Source organism: Stenotrophomonas sp. PD6 (genome assembly GCF_049199305.1).
Classification (GTDB): Bacteria; Pseudomonadota; Gammaproteobacteria; order Xanthomonadales; family Xanthomonadaceae; genus Stenotrophomonas.
In genome coordinates this window covers 537,383-552,298 of sequence record NZ_JBLZQD010000001.1, presented here as the reverse complement: position 1 = coordinate 552,298, position 14,916 = coordinate 537,383, and the positions used below count along the sequence as shown (strand labels likewise).

General features: G+C 67.0%; 18 protein-coding genes. 8 read left to right on the top strand and 10 right to left on the bottom strand.

Going from position 1 to position 14,916, the window contains the following annotated elements:
- Positions 1–50 precede the first annotated feature (50 nt).
- Positions 51–263, top strand: a complete 213-nt coding sequence (locus ACOZHM_RS02255) for a ParD-like family protein (protein ID WP_068852612.1) — start codon at positions 51–53, stop codon at positions 261–263.
- Positions 260–1,030, top strand: a complete 771-nt coding sequence (gene map / locus ACOZHM_RS02250; RefSeq protein WP_421567320.1) for a type I methionyl aminopeptidase — start codon at positions 260–262, stop codon at positions 1,028–1,030. Before ACOZHM_RS02255 ends, map begins: the two co-directional genes overlap by 4 nt.
- 59 nt (positions 1,031–1,089) lie before the next feature.
- Here map and ACOZHM_RS02245 read toward each other — a convergent pair whose 3' ends face one another.
- Positions 1,090–1,869: a LytR/AlgR family response regulator transcription factor gene (locus ACOZHM_RS02245; RefSeq protein WP_421567319.1), complete on the bottom strand. Its 780-nt coding sequence runs from the start codon at positions 1,867–1,869 to the stop codon at positions 1,090–1,092.
- Positions 1,866–2,990 carry a sensor histidine kinase gene (locus ACOZHM_RS02240; protein ID WP_421567318.1) on the bottom strand — a complete coding sequence of 375 codons (1,125 nt, stop codon included), beginning with the start codon at positions 2,988–2,990 and terminating at the stop codon, positions 1,866–1,868. The genes ACOZHM_RS02245 and ACOZHM_RS02240 overlap by 4 nt, the downstream gene beginning before the upstream one ends.
- 186 nt (positions 2,991–3,176) lie before the next feature.
- On the opposite strand from ACOZHM_RS02240, the gene ACOZHM_RS02235 reads away from it, so the two are divergent.
- Positions 3,177–3,542 carry a hypothetical protein gene (locus ACOZHM_RS02235; RefSeq protein ID WP_421567317.1) on the top strand — a complete coding sequence of 122 codons (366 nt, stop codon included), beginning with the start codon at positions 3,177–3,179 and terminating at the stop codon, positions 3,540–3,542.
- Positions 3,543–3,608: 66 nt separating this feature from the next.
- On the opposite strand, the gene ACOZHM_RS02230 is transcribed toward ACOZHM_RS02235, so the two are convergent.
- From ACOZHM_RS02230 to ACOZHM_RS02220, 3 genes are all read right to left on the bottom strand, one after another.
- Positions 3,609–4,271 carry a hypothetical protein gene (locus ACOZHM_RS02230; RefSeq protein ID WP_421567316.1) on the bottom strand — a complete coding sequence of 221 codons (663 nt, stop codon included), beginning with the start codon at positions 4,269–4,271 and terminating at the stop codon, positions 3,609–3,611.
- Positions 4,268–5,011, bottom strand: a complete 744-nt coding sequence (locus tag ACOZHM_RS02225) for a hypothetical protein (protein WP_421567315.1) — start codon at positions 5,009–5,011, stop codon at positions 4,268–4,270. The genes ACOZHM_RS02230 and ACOZHM_RS02225 overlap by 4 nt, the downstream gene beginning before the upstream one ends.
- A 245-nt stretch (positions 5,012–5,256) precedes the next feature.
- On the bottom strand, positions 5,257–6,177 hold the full coding sequence (locus tag ACOZHM_RS02220; RefSeq protein WP_421567314.1) for a LysR substrate-binding domain-containing protein: 921 nt from the start codon (positions 6,175–6,177) through the stop codon (positions 5,257–5,259).
- A 130-nt stretch (positions 6,178–6,307) separates the two neighbouring features.
- On the opposite strand from ACOZHM_RS02220, the gene ACOZHM_RS02215 reads away from it, so the two are divergent.
- Complete coding sequence (locus tag ACOZHM_RS02215; protein ID WP_421567313.1) at positions 6,308–6,703, top strand: RidA family protein; 396 nt, start codon at positions 6,308–6,310, stop codon at positions 6,701–6,703.
- Between the two features lie 7 nt (positions 6,704–6,710).
- Here the strand turns inward: ACOZHM_RS02215 and ACOZHM_RS02210 are convergent, their stop codons facing one another.
- From ACOZHM_RS02210 to ACOZHM_RS02200, 3 genes are read right to left on the bottom strand one after another with little or no spacing between them, the layout of a single operon-like run.
- Complete coding sequence (locus ACOZHM_RS02210) at positions 6,711–8,243, bottom strand: TerC family protein (RefSeq protein WP_421567312.1); 1,533 nt, start codon at positions 8,241–8,243, stop codon at positions 6,711–6,713.
- A complete protein-coding gene (locus ACOZHM_RS02205) occupies positions 8,243–8,461 on the bottom strand; it encodes a helix-turn-helix domain-containing protein (RefSeq protein WP_421567311.1) in 219 nt (72 codons plus the stop codon). The genes ACOZHM_RS02210 and ACOZHM_RS02205 overlap by 1 nt, the downstream gene beginning before the upstream one ends.
- The gene (locus ACOZHM_RS02200) at positions 8,461–8,925 is read right to left on the bottom strand and encodes a DUF2975 domain-containing protein (protein WP_421567477.1); all 465 of its coding nucleotides are present in this window, start codon (positions 8,923–8,925) and stop codon (positions 8,461–8,463) included. The genes ACOZHM_RS02205 and ACOZHM_RS02200 overlap by 1 nt, the downstream gene beginning before the upstream one ends.
- A 271-nt stretch (positions 8,926–9,196) precedes the next feature.
- Between ACOZHM_RS02200 and ACOZHM_RS02195 the strand changes: the two genes are divergently transcribed.
- The 3 genes from ACOZHM_RS02195 (at position 9,197) to ACOZHM_RS02185 (ending at position 12,580) form a co-directional block, all read left to right on the top strand.
- The gene (locus ACOZHM_RS02195; RefSeq protein ID WP_421567310.1) at positions 9,197–9,745 is read left to right on the top strand and encodes an acyloxyacyl hydrolase; all 549 of its coding nucleotides are present in this window, start codon (positions 9,197–9,199) and stop codon (positions 9,743–9,745) included.
- Positions 9,746–9,883: 138 nt separating this feature from the next.
- A complete protein-coding gene (locus tag ACOZHM_RS02190; RefSeq protein WP_421567309.1) occupies positions 9,884–10,288 on the top strand; it encodes a VOC family protein in 405 nt (134 codons plus the stop codon).
- Between the two features lie 114 nt (positions 10,289–10,402).
- Entirely contained in the window at positions 10,403–12,580 is a 2,178-nt protein-coding gene (locus ACOZHM_RS02185) for a hypothetical protein (RefSeq protein WP_421567308.1), read from the top strand.
- Between the two features lie 117 nt (positions 12,581–12,697).
- Here ACOZHM_RS02185 and ACOZHM_RS02180 read toward each other — a convergent pair whose 3' ends face one another.
- Complete coding sequence (locus ACOZHM_RS02180) at positions 12,698–12,865, bottom strand: hypothetical protein (RefSeq protein WP_421567307.1); 168 nt, start codon at positions 12,863–12,865, stop codon at positions 12,698–12,700.
- A gap of 98 nt (positions 12,866–12,963) precedes the next feature.
- Here ACOZHM_RS02180 and ACOZHM_RS02175 point away from each other — a divergent pair, with 98 nt between their 5' ends.
- Complete coding sequence (locus ACOZHM_RS02175) at positions 12,964–13,872, top strand: LysR substrate-binding domain-containing protein (RefSeq protein ID WP_421567306.1); 909 nt, start codon at positions 12,964–12,966, stop codon at positions 13,870–13,872.
- Between the two features lie 92 nt (positions 13,873–13,964).
- Here the strand turns inward: ACOZHM_RS02175 and ACOZHM_RS02170 are convergent, their stop codons facing one another.
- Positions 13,965–14,732 (bottom strand): YggS family pyridoxal phosphate-dependent enzyme, encoded by a 768-nt coding sequence (locus ACOZHM_RS02170; protein ID WP_421567305.1) that lies wholly within the window; start codon positions 14,730–14,732, stop codon positions 13,965–13,967.
- Positions 14,733–14,916 lie beyond the last annotated feature (184 nt).

Sequence of the window (14,916 nt, the reverse complement as noted above, 5' to 3'; positions counted from 1 at the left end):
ATAATATACGAAACGTATATGATGTGTATATTCCATATTCGGGACTTGCCATGGGCATCGTCAATATCGACGACGAACTGCACGACAACCTGCGCCGCGCCAGCGGTGTTTCCGGGCGCTCGATCAATGCGCAGGCCGGTTTCTGGATCAAGGTCGGCATGCTGTGCGAGATGAACCCAGGCATGAGCTACCAGGAGATCGTGAACCGCGAACTGCGGGCGGCCGGGGTGGATCCGGGCGCGCTGCGGGTGGCGGTGGCGTGATCAAGACCGTTGAAGAGCAGGCGCTGATGCGGGCGTCCGGGCGGCTGCTGGCGTCGGTGTTCGAGGCGCTGGACCGGCTGCCGCTGGAAGGCATGAGCACGCTGCAGGTGAACGACTGGGTGGAGCGCTTCATCGTCGATACGCTGCACGCGCGACCGGCGAGCAAGGGACAGTACGGCTTTGCCTACGTGCTCAACAGCTCCGTCGACAATGTGGTCTGTCACGGGGTTCCGTCTGCCGAAGAGATTTTGCGCGCCGGCAGCATCGTGAATCTGGACATCACCCTGGAGAAGAACGGCTACATCGCCGATTCCAGCAAGATGTACCTGATCGGCGAGGTCGACTTCCAGGCCAAACGACTGGTGCGGGTGACCCGCGAGGCGATGTGGAAAGGCATCGCAGTGGTGCGGCCGGGGGCAACGCTGGGCGATATCGGCTTTGCGATCCAGCAGCATGCCAAGGCGCATGGCTACAGCGTGGTCCGCGAATTCTGCGGGCATGGCATCGGCCGCGAGATGCACGAAGAACCGCAGGTGTTGCACTACGGCAAGCGCGGCGCCGGGGAAGTGCTGGAAGAGGGCATGACCTTCACCATCGAACCGATGATCAACCAGGGACGCGCGGCGATCGACATGAGCGAAGACGGCTGGACCGTCACCACCCGCGACGGCAAGCTCTCGGCGCAGAGCGAGCACACCGTGCTGGTCACCGCCGATGGGGTGGAGGTGCTGACGTTGCGGGCCGACGAGAGAATGCAAAAGGCGTAGAGCCACGCCATGCGTGGCTCCAGACCCACCGAAGAAATGCAGCCGGGCAGAGCCCGGCGCTACGGGGTGGTGCGGGTGGACACCAGCTTGAGGAACGCCTCGTTCTGGTAGCGGCTCATGCGCAGCTGTTGGCCGGTGTCCAGCGTGACCACATGGTGGCCGTTGAACCACGGGTGGATCGCCTTGACCCGGCGGATATTGACGATGGCCGAACGGTGCACCCGGGCGAAGTGGCGCGGATCGAGCCGGGCGGCGAGGGCGGCCATGGTGCCGCGGTGCTCATGCATGCCACCGGCGAGGTGGATCTCCACTGTGTTGCGGGCGGCCTTGATCCACACGATGTCGTCCACGTCGATGAGGACCACGTGCTCGTCCACGCGCACCGGAATGCGCTGCAGAACCTCATCGCGTTGGCGCAGCGCGTCCAGTGCCTGCAGGATCTGCGCCGAGGCCAGCGCGCTGCTGCCCCCGGTGCTCGACAGCCGCTGTTTGGCACGCTGCAGGGTGGCGGCGAAGCGCTCGCGGCTGAAGGGCTTGACCAGGTAGTCCACGGCATTGGCCTCGAAGGCCTTCACTGCGTACTGCTCGTAGGCGGTCACGAACACGGTGGCCGGCATGCGCTCGGCACCGATGGTGGCTACCACGTCCAAGCCGGTGATCGCCGGCATCTGGATGTCGAGGAAGACCAGGTCCGGCGACTGCGCGCGGATCGCGGCAACCGCGGACACCCCATCGCCGCATTCGCCCAGCAGTTCAAGCTCGGGGTCCTCGGCCAGCAGTCGCACAATCGCGCGCCGCGCGATCGGCTCGTCGTCCACCACCAGCACGCCGATGCTCATGCCGGTGTCACCCTGCCGCCGAATTCGGGCGATTCATCGTCGGATTCGAGTGCGCGGAACGGCAGGCGGACGCGGCAGGCCACGCCCTCGGGCCAGATCATGTCGAGCCGCACGTCGGCGTTGTCGCCATACAGCTCCTTCAGGCGCAGGCGGGTATTTGACATGCCGATGCCGTGGCCGTCCGGCGCAGCGGACTCCGGTGCCAGCGTGCTGTTGCGGTTGCGTACTTCGATGCACAGCACGTCGCCCTCGCGCCGGGTCTCGATCTCGATCACGTCGCCGCCCACGCGCTGGCCGATGCCGTGGCGCACCGCGTTTTCCACCAGCGGCTGCAGCAACAGGCTCGGCACCGCGCAGTCCAGGGTATCGGGGGCGATGTAGGTCCGGGTGGTGAGGCGGTCCTTGAAGCGCACGCGCTGGATGCCGAGGTACAGCTCGATCAGGTCCAGTTCCTGGCGCAGCGGAATCTCCTGGCCGTCGTAATCCTCCAGGAACGCGCGCAGCAGTTCGCTCAGGCGCAGCAGCATCTGCTCGGCCGACAGCGTGTCCTCGTCGAGCAGGGTAATGATGGCGTGCAGCGTGTTGAACAGGAAATGCGGCTGCAGCTGCGACTTCAGTGCAAGCAGGCGTGATTGCGCCAGCTCGGTGGCCAAGCGGCTTGCCTCCACTTCCCGGCGCGCCTTCTCGGCATGGAAGTGCAGCGCCTGCTGGATCGAGAACAGGGCCCAGTAGGTGAGCATCCCGGTGGCGAAGTGCTGCGCGATGAAGTACCACAGCTGCTCGAAGAACCCGCTAGGCTCGAACAGGGTGGAGGCCAGCGCGCCGATGACCATCGCCGCGGAGGTGACGGTGAGGCTGGCCAGCACCTGCGCGCCGAGTCCGCGAAAGCGCCGGGACGGGTTCATCGGGTGCCGTTCGGCGAGCCGGAATACCAGCGGCGCGAGCGCGGCCCAGGTGTACCACTGGATCATCGCCCAGCGCAGGTGGTCGATGAAGGGCCAGCTCGGCCCATGCAGCCCATCGCTGAGTGAACGCTGGATGGCGAAGACGAACACGACCGCCGTCCACAGGACGAGGTAGCGGGAGAGGCTGATCGAGGTGCTGCCAAGGCGAACGTTCATGGCCGGTATCCGGAGCGCCCGGCACGGCGGGGCAGGGCCATCTTAGGCGCGTGGTGTTGTGTGGAGAAGCGCCATGAGGGCCCATTACGATTGGTCCCGCCATGGCGACGATTCGTCCCGGATGGGTGGCGGCCACACGCGGCAGGGCGCGTGATGCAGGCAACCTCAACCGCCGGAGCCGTTGCCATGACCCTGATCCGTACCGCCCTGATCGCCGCGCTGCTGTCTGCCGCCACCGCCCAAGCGGGAGAGGCGCGCTACCTCTCCCTGATCAACCGTGCGCATGACAGCGTGGTGGCCGTCGCGGTGGCCCCCGCCGGCGGAACGACGTTCGAACCGCGCCCGATTGACACGCTGGCCGGCGGCGGCGACGCCACCACCGTGCGTCTGGCCGATACCGGCTGCCGTTTCGACCTGCGCCTGCAGTTCCGCAACGGCCGCACCGCGCTCTATCGCGACGTGGATGCATGCACCGGCGACGCGCTGGTGATCGCGCCGCTGCCGCGCCGCACCGCGACGCACGCCGCAGACCGCGGTGTCGCCGACCGGTAGAGCCACGCCCTGCGTGGCTGTCGCGGTGCCGAAACGAAGAGCAGCCACCCACGGGGTGGCTCTACGCTAGCGGGCGGTTCCATCGTTCTCGAATGCCGCGCGGCGAGCGCGGTAGGCGACGACCTGGAGCTGGCCTGCGCCGATCAGTGGACGCGAGCGGGTAGTCTCCTTGCCAAACCGGTAGGCGCCGCCCCCGGGCAGCATGAACGCCGACGATTGCGAGGTAATGGACCGATCATCCTGGCCCACGACTGCGGCATCTGGACGCAGCAGCAGGTAGCGGGGCGCCTGCGGCCGTGCTGGATCCACGAATACCGACAGCGAGTATTCGTTGGTACGACGGACAAAGTCGGTGAAGCCGTGGTGCTTCACCGGCTGGAAGCCGGCATCGAGCAGCTCGGCGCTGGCAGCGAAGGTGCCGCCTTCGGAAAGCAGTACCCGGATATCGATCTCCGTTGGCCCTTCGAGCGCATCCAGGCGGTAAAGGGCTACGGGCAGCGCCGTGCCGTCGAGTGTGACGCAGGCTGCGACCTCGGCGAACTCCATGCGTCGGTCCAGCGCGTCTTCCTTGGGCGCCAGGTAGGTCAGCGGACGACTGGAGACCGCATCCAGTCCGCTCACGCAGTTCAGGGTGGTGTTGGGCACCGCCGCCCGGTACACCTGGCGGCCGCACCCGGACAGCCCGCTGGCGACGAGCGCCAGCAGGAGCAGGATGGAAAGGCGGCTCACAGTTGGCGCACCAGTGCATCACTGGTGCGGTCGATGGCGAGCTTCATGCCTTCCACCGTTTCGGCACCAGCGGCCTCAAGCGCGTCGAAATCCGCATAGGCGAAGCGGCGCACCTCCGGTTCCAGTGTGATCACCTTGGGCTGGTTGAGCACGTTGTTGTACACCACGAAGTCGGTGAAGTAATTCTGCTTGCCGTCGGGACTGATCAGCCGTGCGGCGACGCTGAACATGGGCCGGTACGGAGCGTTGTCACCGGCGCCAGCGGCGGCGTAGCCGACGAAGTTGAGGCTGATGTCCAACTGTGCATCGCCCTGTGGGCTGCTCGCGTAGCCCTTGCGCAGTCCGAACGCGCCGCGGTCGGTACCGGCGCCCTTGGCCTCGATCAAGTGGGTGGGCCACACCAGGGTGTAGCCCCGTTCGGCCATCCGCTGGGTGAGACTTTCCTTGAAGTACAGCCCGGGATCGAAGCTGGCTGCAGTGAAAGCGGCTTGCAGGCGGCCGCGCTTGCTCGACATGTCGCCGGCCGCGATCAATCCACCAATCAAACCGAAATTGGCGCCGGGGTGATTCATCATCAGCACGTCCGTTTCGAACGGGCGGGTGGGCAGCACGACAATGGTCTTGATCGGCGGCGTGGCGTCGCGGTTGTACGCCTGTTGCGGTGGCAAGCTGACGCAGCCGGTCAACCCGGCCATCAGGGCCACACCCACACACCAACGCCGAAAAGCGAAACGCTTCATCAAAGATTTCCCCCCTGGGTAATAGTTGCCCAGGAGAGTCCGCCATGCATGGCCGTACCAAACCAGCCGCTCCGCGACTGGCAGATCCCCCCCCAGGATCCGTCCCGGAAATGTCCGGAACCCGGCGAGATTAACCGAGCAGAATTCGCCCCGCCAGTGGGGGATGGGAACGCAAAATGCACTTGCGGGAAAAGATAATACCTGTCATGCGCATGAACATAATCCCGCGCTGGCCCGATCGGCGATCAGGGACGCCCGATCACCGGTACATGCCCGGCCATCAGCGCTGCCACCCAATCGACGAACACGCGCAGCTTGGCGCTGACGTGGCGGTTGGGGCGGAACGCGATGTGCAATGGCATGGGCGCCACCTGCCAGTCGGTAAGTACGCGCACCAGTTCACCGCGCTGCGCATGCGCGGCGGCCACGTAGTCGGGCAGCCACAACACGCCCAGGCCGGCGACGCCGGCGGCGAGGTAGGCGTTGCCGTCGTCGACGGCCAGCACATGGTGGCCGTTGACGGTGAGCGTTTCCACGCCGCGATGCAGCGTGTACGGCATCGCGCCCGCGCGGCGCGAGCCGCGGTAGCCGACGATGCGATGCGGCGGTGCCTCCAGTGCCTTGGGATGGTCAGGCAGGCCCACGGTGTCCAGGTACAGCGGCGCGGCATAGAGGCCGGCCTGCAGGTCGCCGATGTGACGCGCGACCAGCGAGGTGTCGGCAATCACGCCGCCGCGGATCACGCAGTCCACGTTCTCGTCGATCAGATCCACGTTGCGGTCGCTGACCCCCAGGTCGAGCTGGATGTCCGGGTACTGCGCGTGGAAATCGGGCAGGGCAGGTACCAGCAGGAAGCGCGCCAGCGGCGCCGGCACATCCACCCGCAGCCGGCCGCGTGGGCTGGCGGCGAAGCTGGACAGACTGGTCTCGGCGTCATCCAGCGCGGCCAGCAGGCGGGCCACGTGTTCGTAGTAGGCCGCGCCGTCGGCCGTGACATTGACCTGGCGCGTGGTGCGGTTGAGCAGGCGCACGCGCAGCCGTGCCTCCAACTGCTGCACCAGCTGGGTCACGGTGGTACGGCTCATGTGCAGGGTCTGCGCGGCCCTGGTGAAGCTGCCGGTCTCCACGACCCGGGCGAAGGCCTGCATGGCATCGAACCGGTCCATCTGCGCTCCTGCGGGGAATTGTTTGGATTCTACAAACAGTGATGGTCAGTCGTGGTCGTTTATCAAGGGCCGGTGCGGCGCTTACCGTGACGACATCACATCACTGGGCCACCGGCCCCTGGAGACTGCAATGACCACCCGCGACGTCGTTTTTCCCGCCGGCCGGCAGGACCTGTACCAGCGCTACCGCTATTCCCCGGCCGTGCGCGCCAACGGCCTGCTGTTCGTGTCCGGCCAGGTCGGCAGCCGCGAGGACGGCTCGCCGGAACCCGGGCTCGAGGCGCAGGTGCACCGCCTGTTCGAGAACCTCAACGCGGTGCTCGCCGCGGCCGGGTGCACCTTCGCCGACGTGGTCGATGTGACGGTCTTCATGATCGACCCCGACCGCATCCTGGAGCGGGTCTGGGCGATCGTGCCGGAGTACTGGGGCGATGCGCCGCACCCGACGCTGACCGCGGTGGGCGTAACCTGGCTGAGCGGCTTCGACGTGGAGTTCAAGGTCGTGGCCAAGCTGCCCCCGCAGTAAGACCGCGTCATGGCATCGCGTGGACCCGCAGCCGGGTGATCCGTCGGCGGTCCATGGCCTGCACCTCCAGCCGGTAACCGGCGTGCTCGACCGCATCGCCTTCGACCGGCAGGCGATCCAAGTGCTGCAGCACCAGCCCGGCCAGCGTCTGGTAGCCGCGCTGGCGCGGCAGCGCGATGCCTGCCAGCCGCTGCAGATCGTCCAGGGTGAGCGCGCCGTCGGCGTCCCACCTGCCGTCGCTGATCGCCTCGATGCCGTAGCGCGCATCCTGGGTGTCGGCCAGGTCGCCGGCGATCGCCGCCAGCAGGTCGTTGGCGGTGACCAGACCTTCGACCGAGCCGTATTCGTCGACGGCGACCGCCACGGGCACCGGGTGCTCGCGGATGATCTCCAGCGCCTGCAGCACGCTCGCACTGGACATCACGTAGGCGGGCGCGCGCAGGCTTTCGCGCAGCTGCAAGGGCTTGCCCTGCAGCACGCCGGCCAACAGGTCGCGGCTCTGCACAATGCCCAGCACCTGGTCCAGATCGCGTTCGGCGACCAGCAGGCGCGTGTGCGGCGACGCCACCAGGCGTTCCATCGCATGTTCCGGGCCGCGGCTGAGGTCGATCCATTCCACATCGGCACGCACGGTCATGACGCTGGACACCGGGCGGTCGGCCAGACCGAGCACGCTGCGGATCATGTCCTGCTCGGCCGGTTCCAGGCGCTCTTCGTCGGTGCCCGCGCCGTGCGCTTCATCGCCATCGCGCTGCTGCGCCCGGGAGGCGCCGAGCAGGCGCAGCACGGCGTCGGCGGTGCGCTGGCGGAACGGCAGGCGCTGTTCATTGCGCTCGCGATTGAAGCGCACCCACTGGTTGAATGCTTCCACCAGGATCGAGAAGGCGATCGCCGCGTACAGGTAGCCCTTGGGAATCTTGAAGCCCAGGCCTTCGGCCACCAGGCTGAAGCCGATCATCAGCAGGAAGCCCAGGCACAGCACCACCACCGTGGGGTGGCGGTTGACGAAGCGGGTGAGCGGCTTGCTGGCCAGCATCATCACCGCCATCGCAATCGTCACCGCGGCGTACATCACGCCGAGGTTGTCGACCATGCCGACGGCGGTGATCACCGAATCGAGCGAGAACACCGCATCGAGCACCACGATCTGCGCCACCACGGTGGCGAAACCGGCGTAGACCTTGGCCCCGCCGTCGTTGTGCTCGCGGCCTTCCAGGCGCTCGTGCAGCTCCATGGTGCCCTTGAACAGCAGGAACAGGCCGCCGCCGAGCAGGATGAGGTCGCGTCCCGAGAAGCTGTGGCCGAGCAGAGCCAGCAGTGGCTCGGTGAGCTTCATGATCCAGGCCAGCGCGGCCAGCAGCACCAGCCGCATCAGCAGGGCCAGCCCCAGGCCGATCAACCGGGCGCGGTCGCGCTGATGCGGGGGCAGCTTGTCGGCCAGGATCGCAATGAACACCAGGTTGTCGATGCCCAGGACGATTTCGAGCACCACCAGGGTTGCAAGCCCCATCCAGATGTTGGGGTCAGCCAGCCAGTCCATTACAGGTCATCCTCACCAGGGTCGTGCGCCAGCAGGTCGCCGGGTTGGCACTTCAGTTCGCGGCAGATGGCATCCAGCGTGGAGAAGCGGATGGCCTTGGCCTTGCCGGTCTTGAGGATCGACAGATTGGCCAGGGTGATGTCCACCCGCGTGGCCAGCTCGGACAGGGTCATGCCGCGCTTGAGCAGCATCTGGTCCAGGGTGATGACCACCGCCATCAGACCAGGCCGTCGAGGTCGTCGCGCATCGCGGCACCCGCATCGAACACGCGCGCCATCACGAACAGCATCAGCACGGCGATGAGGCCGGTGATGGACATGCCGCCGCCCACCTCCATCCATGCAAAGCCTGGCCCCATCCAGCTGGCATGCAGGCCGATCGCGATGGACAGCAGTTCCATGCCCAGCATCAGCCAGGCCATGCGGCGCAGGCGTACGGCATGACCGTGGGCGAAGGGGTGGCCCCCCAGGACGGCGCGGACGAAGCGCGCCAGATGGCGCAGGAACACCAGGCCGATGGTCAGCAGCACGATGATCGCCAGCAGGCCCAGCGCGAAGTGGGTGAACAAGTGTGTGGCCTGTGCGTGCGGGGGATCGACCGCGGCGGCCTGCAGCAGCCAGCTGCGGTCGAAATACACCACGGGCAGGGCGCAGAGCGCGGCCAGGATGCCGATCCAGCACACCGCCATGACGGCGCGGATGGCGATGTGGGTGAACTGGGTGATGTCGCCCGACGGGGAGGGTCGGTCGGTACTGCGTGCCACGGTGCCTCCGGAATGGACGGCCGCCAATGGCCGTCTATTTATTGATAAACGATAAGTCAGCCCCATGTCCAGTGGCGTCGCAGGCATCCTTCGAGGCGTGAAGGTCGGATTAACATAAAATTGACATCTACATGAATGCGCGGCAAAGTGGCGCCGCCCAGACGGGCAGACCACTTTTGGAAGGATCTGAATGAAGAAGTACGTGACTCTGGCCGCCGCCATCGCGCTGGCCACCCTGTCGACCGATGCCATGGCCGGCCACGCCTTTGTCCGCGGCGAGCTGGGCAGCAGCGACACCGAAGTCCGCGTGGGTGGCTACCGTGCCAGCGAGTCGGATACCGCTGCCGTGCTCGGCGGTGGCTACTGGTTCACGCCGAACATCGGCGTTGAAGGCCATGTCGGCTCGCTGTACAACAAGGACCTGGGCTACGACGAGCAGCTGGACCTGGTCTCGATCGGCGTGGGTCTGGTGGCGAAGAAGAACTTCGGCGCCGACAACACCGGTTTCTTCGTCGGCGCCCGCGCCGGCATCGCGCGCATGACCGCGCAGGTGCGCGAAGACGACTTTGACGTGATCGACGACGAAAGCTCGACCAAGCCGTACTACGGCGTGAACGTCGGCTACGACTTCAACCGCCGTTGGGGCCTGAGCCTGAACTACGACCGCCGCCAGGCCGATTTCAATGGCGTGGACGTGGACGTGGACACCTTCAGCCTCGGCGGTGAGTTCCGCTTCTGATCGCGCTGCTGCATTGAGCCGTCAACGGCAGGCCGGGCAACCGGCCTGCCGTTTTCATTTGTGCGTCCAAGGGCATACGATCGGCCAGGTCCAGCCTGCGGCGGCCCGCCGGGGCATCACGCACGTAGGGAGATCGCGATGGCAAAGGTGACCGGAATCGGTGGGGTCTTCTTCAAGAGTCGCGGCGACCGGGCCGCGTTGGCCGCGTGGTACCAGCAGCATCTGGGCATGTCGCTGGAGGACTTCGGGGGTGCGGTGCTGCGCTGGCCCGACGACACCGCCAACGACGGTGGGCTGACGGTATGGTCCCTGGCCGAGCCCGACAGCCAGTGGTTCAGTCCCAGCGATGCGCCTTTCATGATCAATTACCGGGTGGATGATCTGGAGGCGTTGCTGGCGAACCTGCGCCAGGCCGAGGTGACCATCGTCAGCGGACCGGAGACGCACGAGAACGGGTCCTTCGCCTGGATACTCGACCCGGATGGCAACAAGCTGGAGCTGTGGCAGCCGACCGCGTGGGACCCGGAGCGCCGCGCAGGGTAGAGCCACGCCATGCGTGGCTGAAGCACCGGGATAGCATGCCGCAACCCCGTTCACGCGGCCAAGGCGAGCAATTGTCGATAGTGGCGGCGTCATTCCGCTTCGTTGCAGACCTCCATGCCCCTGATTCCCGAGCGCGTCCGGCGCTGGCCCCGGCCATGGCGCGTGGCGTTGCTTGCACTGCTGGCGCTGTACGCGCTGTACCTGGTGGCCGGCAACGTGTTTCTCAACACGCCGTTGTTCGATGCGGTCACCAACCGCAAACCTGAAAAGTTCACGATGCAGACCGGCGCGGCCCTCACCCTGTTGCCGGGCCATGCGGTGGTCTGGAACATCCGCATGCGCGGGCAGGCCAACCGCACCGTCTACATCTTCCGTGCGGACCGGGCCAGCGCCTGGATCTCGCTGACGGCGCTGTTCCGGCGCGAAGTACGCATTCCGCGGATCGACGCCAGCGGCGTGGAATCGGAAGTGGAGCGTGTCGAGCAGGCAATTCCGCCGCCGCCACGCAGCGATCGCGGCTGGACCCTGCGCTTCGATGCGATCCACAGCGACAGCATCCGTAGCGGGCGCTTCGGCAAGCTGCTGGTGGTCGGGCAGGGCAGCGGTACCGTCGGTTTCCTCAAGCAGTTGCGCGGCGGGCCGTCGGAGCTGTTCGATTCCACCGCCGGTTTCGAGCAGGCCACGGTCAGCTACGACGGGGTCAAGCTGCTCGACGACGCGCATCTGTCCGCGCGCTTCCATTATCCGCGCCATTATCGCGACGACGCGCCGGGCCTGCGCAAGTTCGGCATTCTCTGGGCGCAGCTGCAGGTGGATGCGCGCAGCCAGGCGATCAACATCGATACTGCCGGCCCGCACGTCAAGGTGGGCAGCATGCCGGCCGAAGCGCGGCTGAAGGCCGACGTGGTGATGGACCGCGGCGTGCTGCAGCCCGGCAGCCGGGTGGTCTGGCGGGTGCCGGTGCATGCCGGCGTGCACGCCCCGGACCGTGGCCTGCTGTCGCTGCAGCTGGACGTGGCGCAGGACATGCGCGTGCAGGCGCGGCTGCCACGCGACCCGGAGACGGGCAGCGAACTGCACGCCGACCTGCGCGTGACCGGGCGCAGGATTCCGTTCGACGCACCGGCCGAGCTGCTGCCGCGCCTGTCAGGCCAGGTGCGTGGCGCGTGGAAGTTCGAGTCGTTGAACTGGATTTCGGACCTGTTCGTGCGCAAGCCGTGGTTCCACCTGGATGGCGGTGGCCTGCTGGAGGGCGACCTGCGCATCGCCGACGGGCAACTGGCGCCGGGCAGCACGTTGAATGTGCCGAAGGTTGCCGCGGTGGCCGAGGTGGCCGGCGTGCGCATGCTGGGCGAGGCGCGGGCGGTCGGACGAATCGTCGACGGGGCGCCGCCACAGGCCGAGCTGCAGGTCGATATTCCCCAGTTCCGTGCCGCGCCGACGGATGCACCCAAGGCGCTGCTGTTCGATGGCAAGGCGATGGCGCTGACCCTGCGCGGAGACGCGCGGTTGCAGCAGCTGCGCGATGGCATGCGCGCGCGCCTGCATTTCGACAATGCACGGGTGCCCGACCTCACCGCGTACAACCGCTACGTGGGCAATGACAACATGCGGCTGCTGGGCGGCACCGGGCTGCTCAGTGGCGACGTCACGCTGGATAGCGCCGGGCAGGTCGGGCAGGGGCGGGCAGACCTGCGCGGCACCGGCGCTCGCATGCAGGTAGCCGGCATGGCCCTGCGTGGCGACGCACAGGTAAAAGCACGCGTGCAGCGCGCCGACTTCGACAGCCGCCAGTTCGATCTGGGGGGCACCACCTTCAGCCTGCGCAACGTGCAGGTGGGCGATGACACGGCCAAGGCGGGCTGGTGGGGCGAGGCGACCGTGCGCAGCGGGCATATCGATGCACAGGCGCCGTTCCAGGTGGACGCGCGTGCCGACCTGCGGCTGCGCGATGCCGGGCCGCTGCTGGGCGTGTTCGCACAGCGCAGCGAATACCCGCGCTGGGTGCTGGGCCTGCTGGATTCGGGCGAGGTGCAGGCCAGCGGGCAACTGCGCTGGCGCCGTGAACACCTGGTGGTGGACGACCTGACGGCCGAGAACGCGCGGTTGTCGCTGCGCGCGCGGCTCGATATGGAGCAGGCGCAGCGCCGCGGCGACCTGTACCTGCGCTGGGGGCTGCTCGGCGCCGGCATCGAGATGGACGGCGGCAAGTGCAGCTGGCACCTGGCCGGCGCCCGCGAATGGTACGAGGGGCGACCACGGCTGCTGCCCGAATCCAGCCCGGCTCCCTGACGTCAGGAAACGGCCGCGCCGTGTCTGCACCTGTCTCCGTCTGCACACTGAACCGGTAGAGCCACCCCGCGCCCCATGAGCGGCGTGCGCCCATCCGATGAACGCGTCGCCACGCGCCTAGGACTCACCGCATGGGCACGGGGCATGATTCTGTTGGGTGGCTGCTTCACCACCTACCGGCACACCCCTCTCCAACACCTCCTCCACCGGCTCCACCAGCCGCCGCGCCAACCCTGCATCGGCGATATGACCCTGCAGGAACAACAAGTCAGCGTAGATGTTCATGACCGTCCTCCACTTGAGTGGAATTGACGATAGGGGCAGGATGGGCGACGAAAAAGCGATAGTTTCACAACCCTCACTTGAATTGGATTCAAGTCGCCATGTCCCGCATCCCCCTTCAGCCGCTGCAGAATTTCGTGGTCGCCGCCCGCATGGGCAACCTCACCCGTGCGGCCGAATCACTGAACCTGACGGTCAGCGCGCTCAGCCACCAGATGCGCCAGCTGGAGCAACGCCTGGGCTATGCGTTGTTGCAGCGGCAGCCACGCGGGGTGCGGGTGACGCCGGAGGGGCAGCGCCTGCTGGAGCAGGTGGGGCCGCATCTGGATGCCATCGCACAGGCGCTGCAGCCGTTCGGTGCGCGGCATGACCGGGTGCTCACAGTGAGTGCGCTGCCGTCGATGGCGTCCAACTGGTTGGTGCCGCGCCTGGGTTCGTTCGTCGCCGCGCAGCCACAGATCGAGTTCAACCTGGAGTCCAGCGAGCGCCTGACCGATTTCGAGCGGCAACTGCAGGTGGATGCCGCGTTGCGGGTCGGGGCCGGGCAGTGGACTGGGCTGCATGCCGAGCCGCTGTTCGACGAGTGGCTGATGCCGATGGCGAGTCCTTCGCTGGTGGAACGGATGGGCGGGGTGGGCGCGCGGCCGTTGTCGCAGTGGCCGCTGCTGGGCGATCCCGACGGGGAATGGCACCGCTGGTTCGCGTTGATCGGCGATACGGCGCCGCCGCGGTATGTGGCAATGCTCAATGATTCCGAAGCGCACCACCGTGCGGCGCTGGATGGATTCGGCGTGGCGCTGGGGCGGGTGACGCGGGCGCGGCTGCTGCTGGATTCGGGGCAGTTGATCGCGTTGTCGCCGCAGCGCCTGAAGACGCGCTGGTCGCATTGGTTGGTGTATCCGCCGCGCTCGTCAACGCATCAGGGGTTCCTGGCGTTTCGTGAGTGGTTGCATGCGCAGGCGGTGGAGCATGCGCGGCATATGAAGACGCTGGTAGCGCCGTGGGGGTGAGGGCGCGATGCGGTATTGCGCAGCCACCCATGGAGTGGCTCTACGGCAATTCCGCGGTAGAGCCACCCCATGGGTGGCTTCGCGGATCCGGATCAACCAACCGGCGTCGGCCAATACTGGCTGTCAGGCGTCGTGCGCGCACCGAAGATCGCCTGGCCCACCCGGACCACGGTGGCGCCTTCCTCGATGGCGATTTCGAAATCGCCGGACATACCCATCGACAACTCGTCCAGCTGGATGCCTGCCGGCAGGGTCGGGCGCAGGCGATCACGCAGCTCGCGCAGCCGCACAAAACACGGCCGTACCTGCTCGGGATCAGCAGAGAACAGCGCCAGCGTCATCAGCCCGCGCACACGCAGGTGGGTGAATGCCGGCAGCTGCTGGATGAAATCGGCCACCTCGATCGGGTCAAGACCGTACTTGCTTGCTTCGCCAGAGGTGTTGACCTGCACGAATACATCCAGCGTGCGGTTTTCCTGTGCCAGCCGCTGGTCCAGTGCCTGCGCCACGCGCAGGCTGTCCAGCGCCTGGAACTCGCTGGCGAAGCGGGCCACGTCGCGGGCCTTGTTGGTCTGCAGGTGGCCAATCACCGACCACTGGATGCCCAGATCGGCCATCGCCTCGGCCTTGCCCTTGGCTTCCTGCACCTTGTTCTCGCCCAGCGTGGTGCACCCGGCGGCCACCGCAAGACGCAGGCGGGCCTCGTCCACGGTCTTGCTGACCGGCAGCAGCCGCACCCCGGCCGGGTCGCGCCCGGCGCGTGCGCACGCCGCGGCAATGCGCGCCTGCACCGCGTCCAGGTTGCGACGGAAATCCTCAACGGTGGTGGCCTGCGGCCAGGAGGAGGAGACGATGGACATGGCATGTTCCAGAACAATCGCGGCACGCATTTTCGCACGCCGACGCGTAACGGTCGCTGCCGCATGGTGGATTGATCCAATCCCAATGGGCCCGTAACAATTCGTAGTGACACGCCATGCGTGTCAACCGCGCGCAGCGCGGCACAAGCATCCAAGGCCAATGCAATGCGGCTCCCATCGCCCA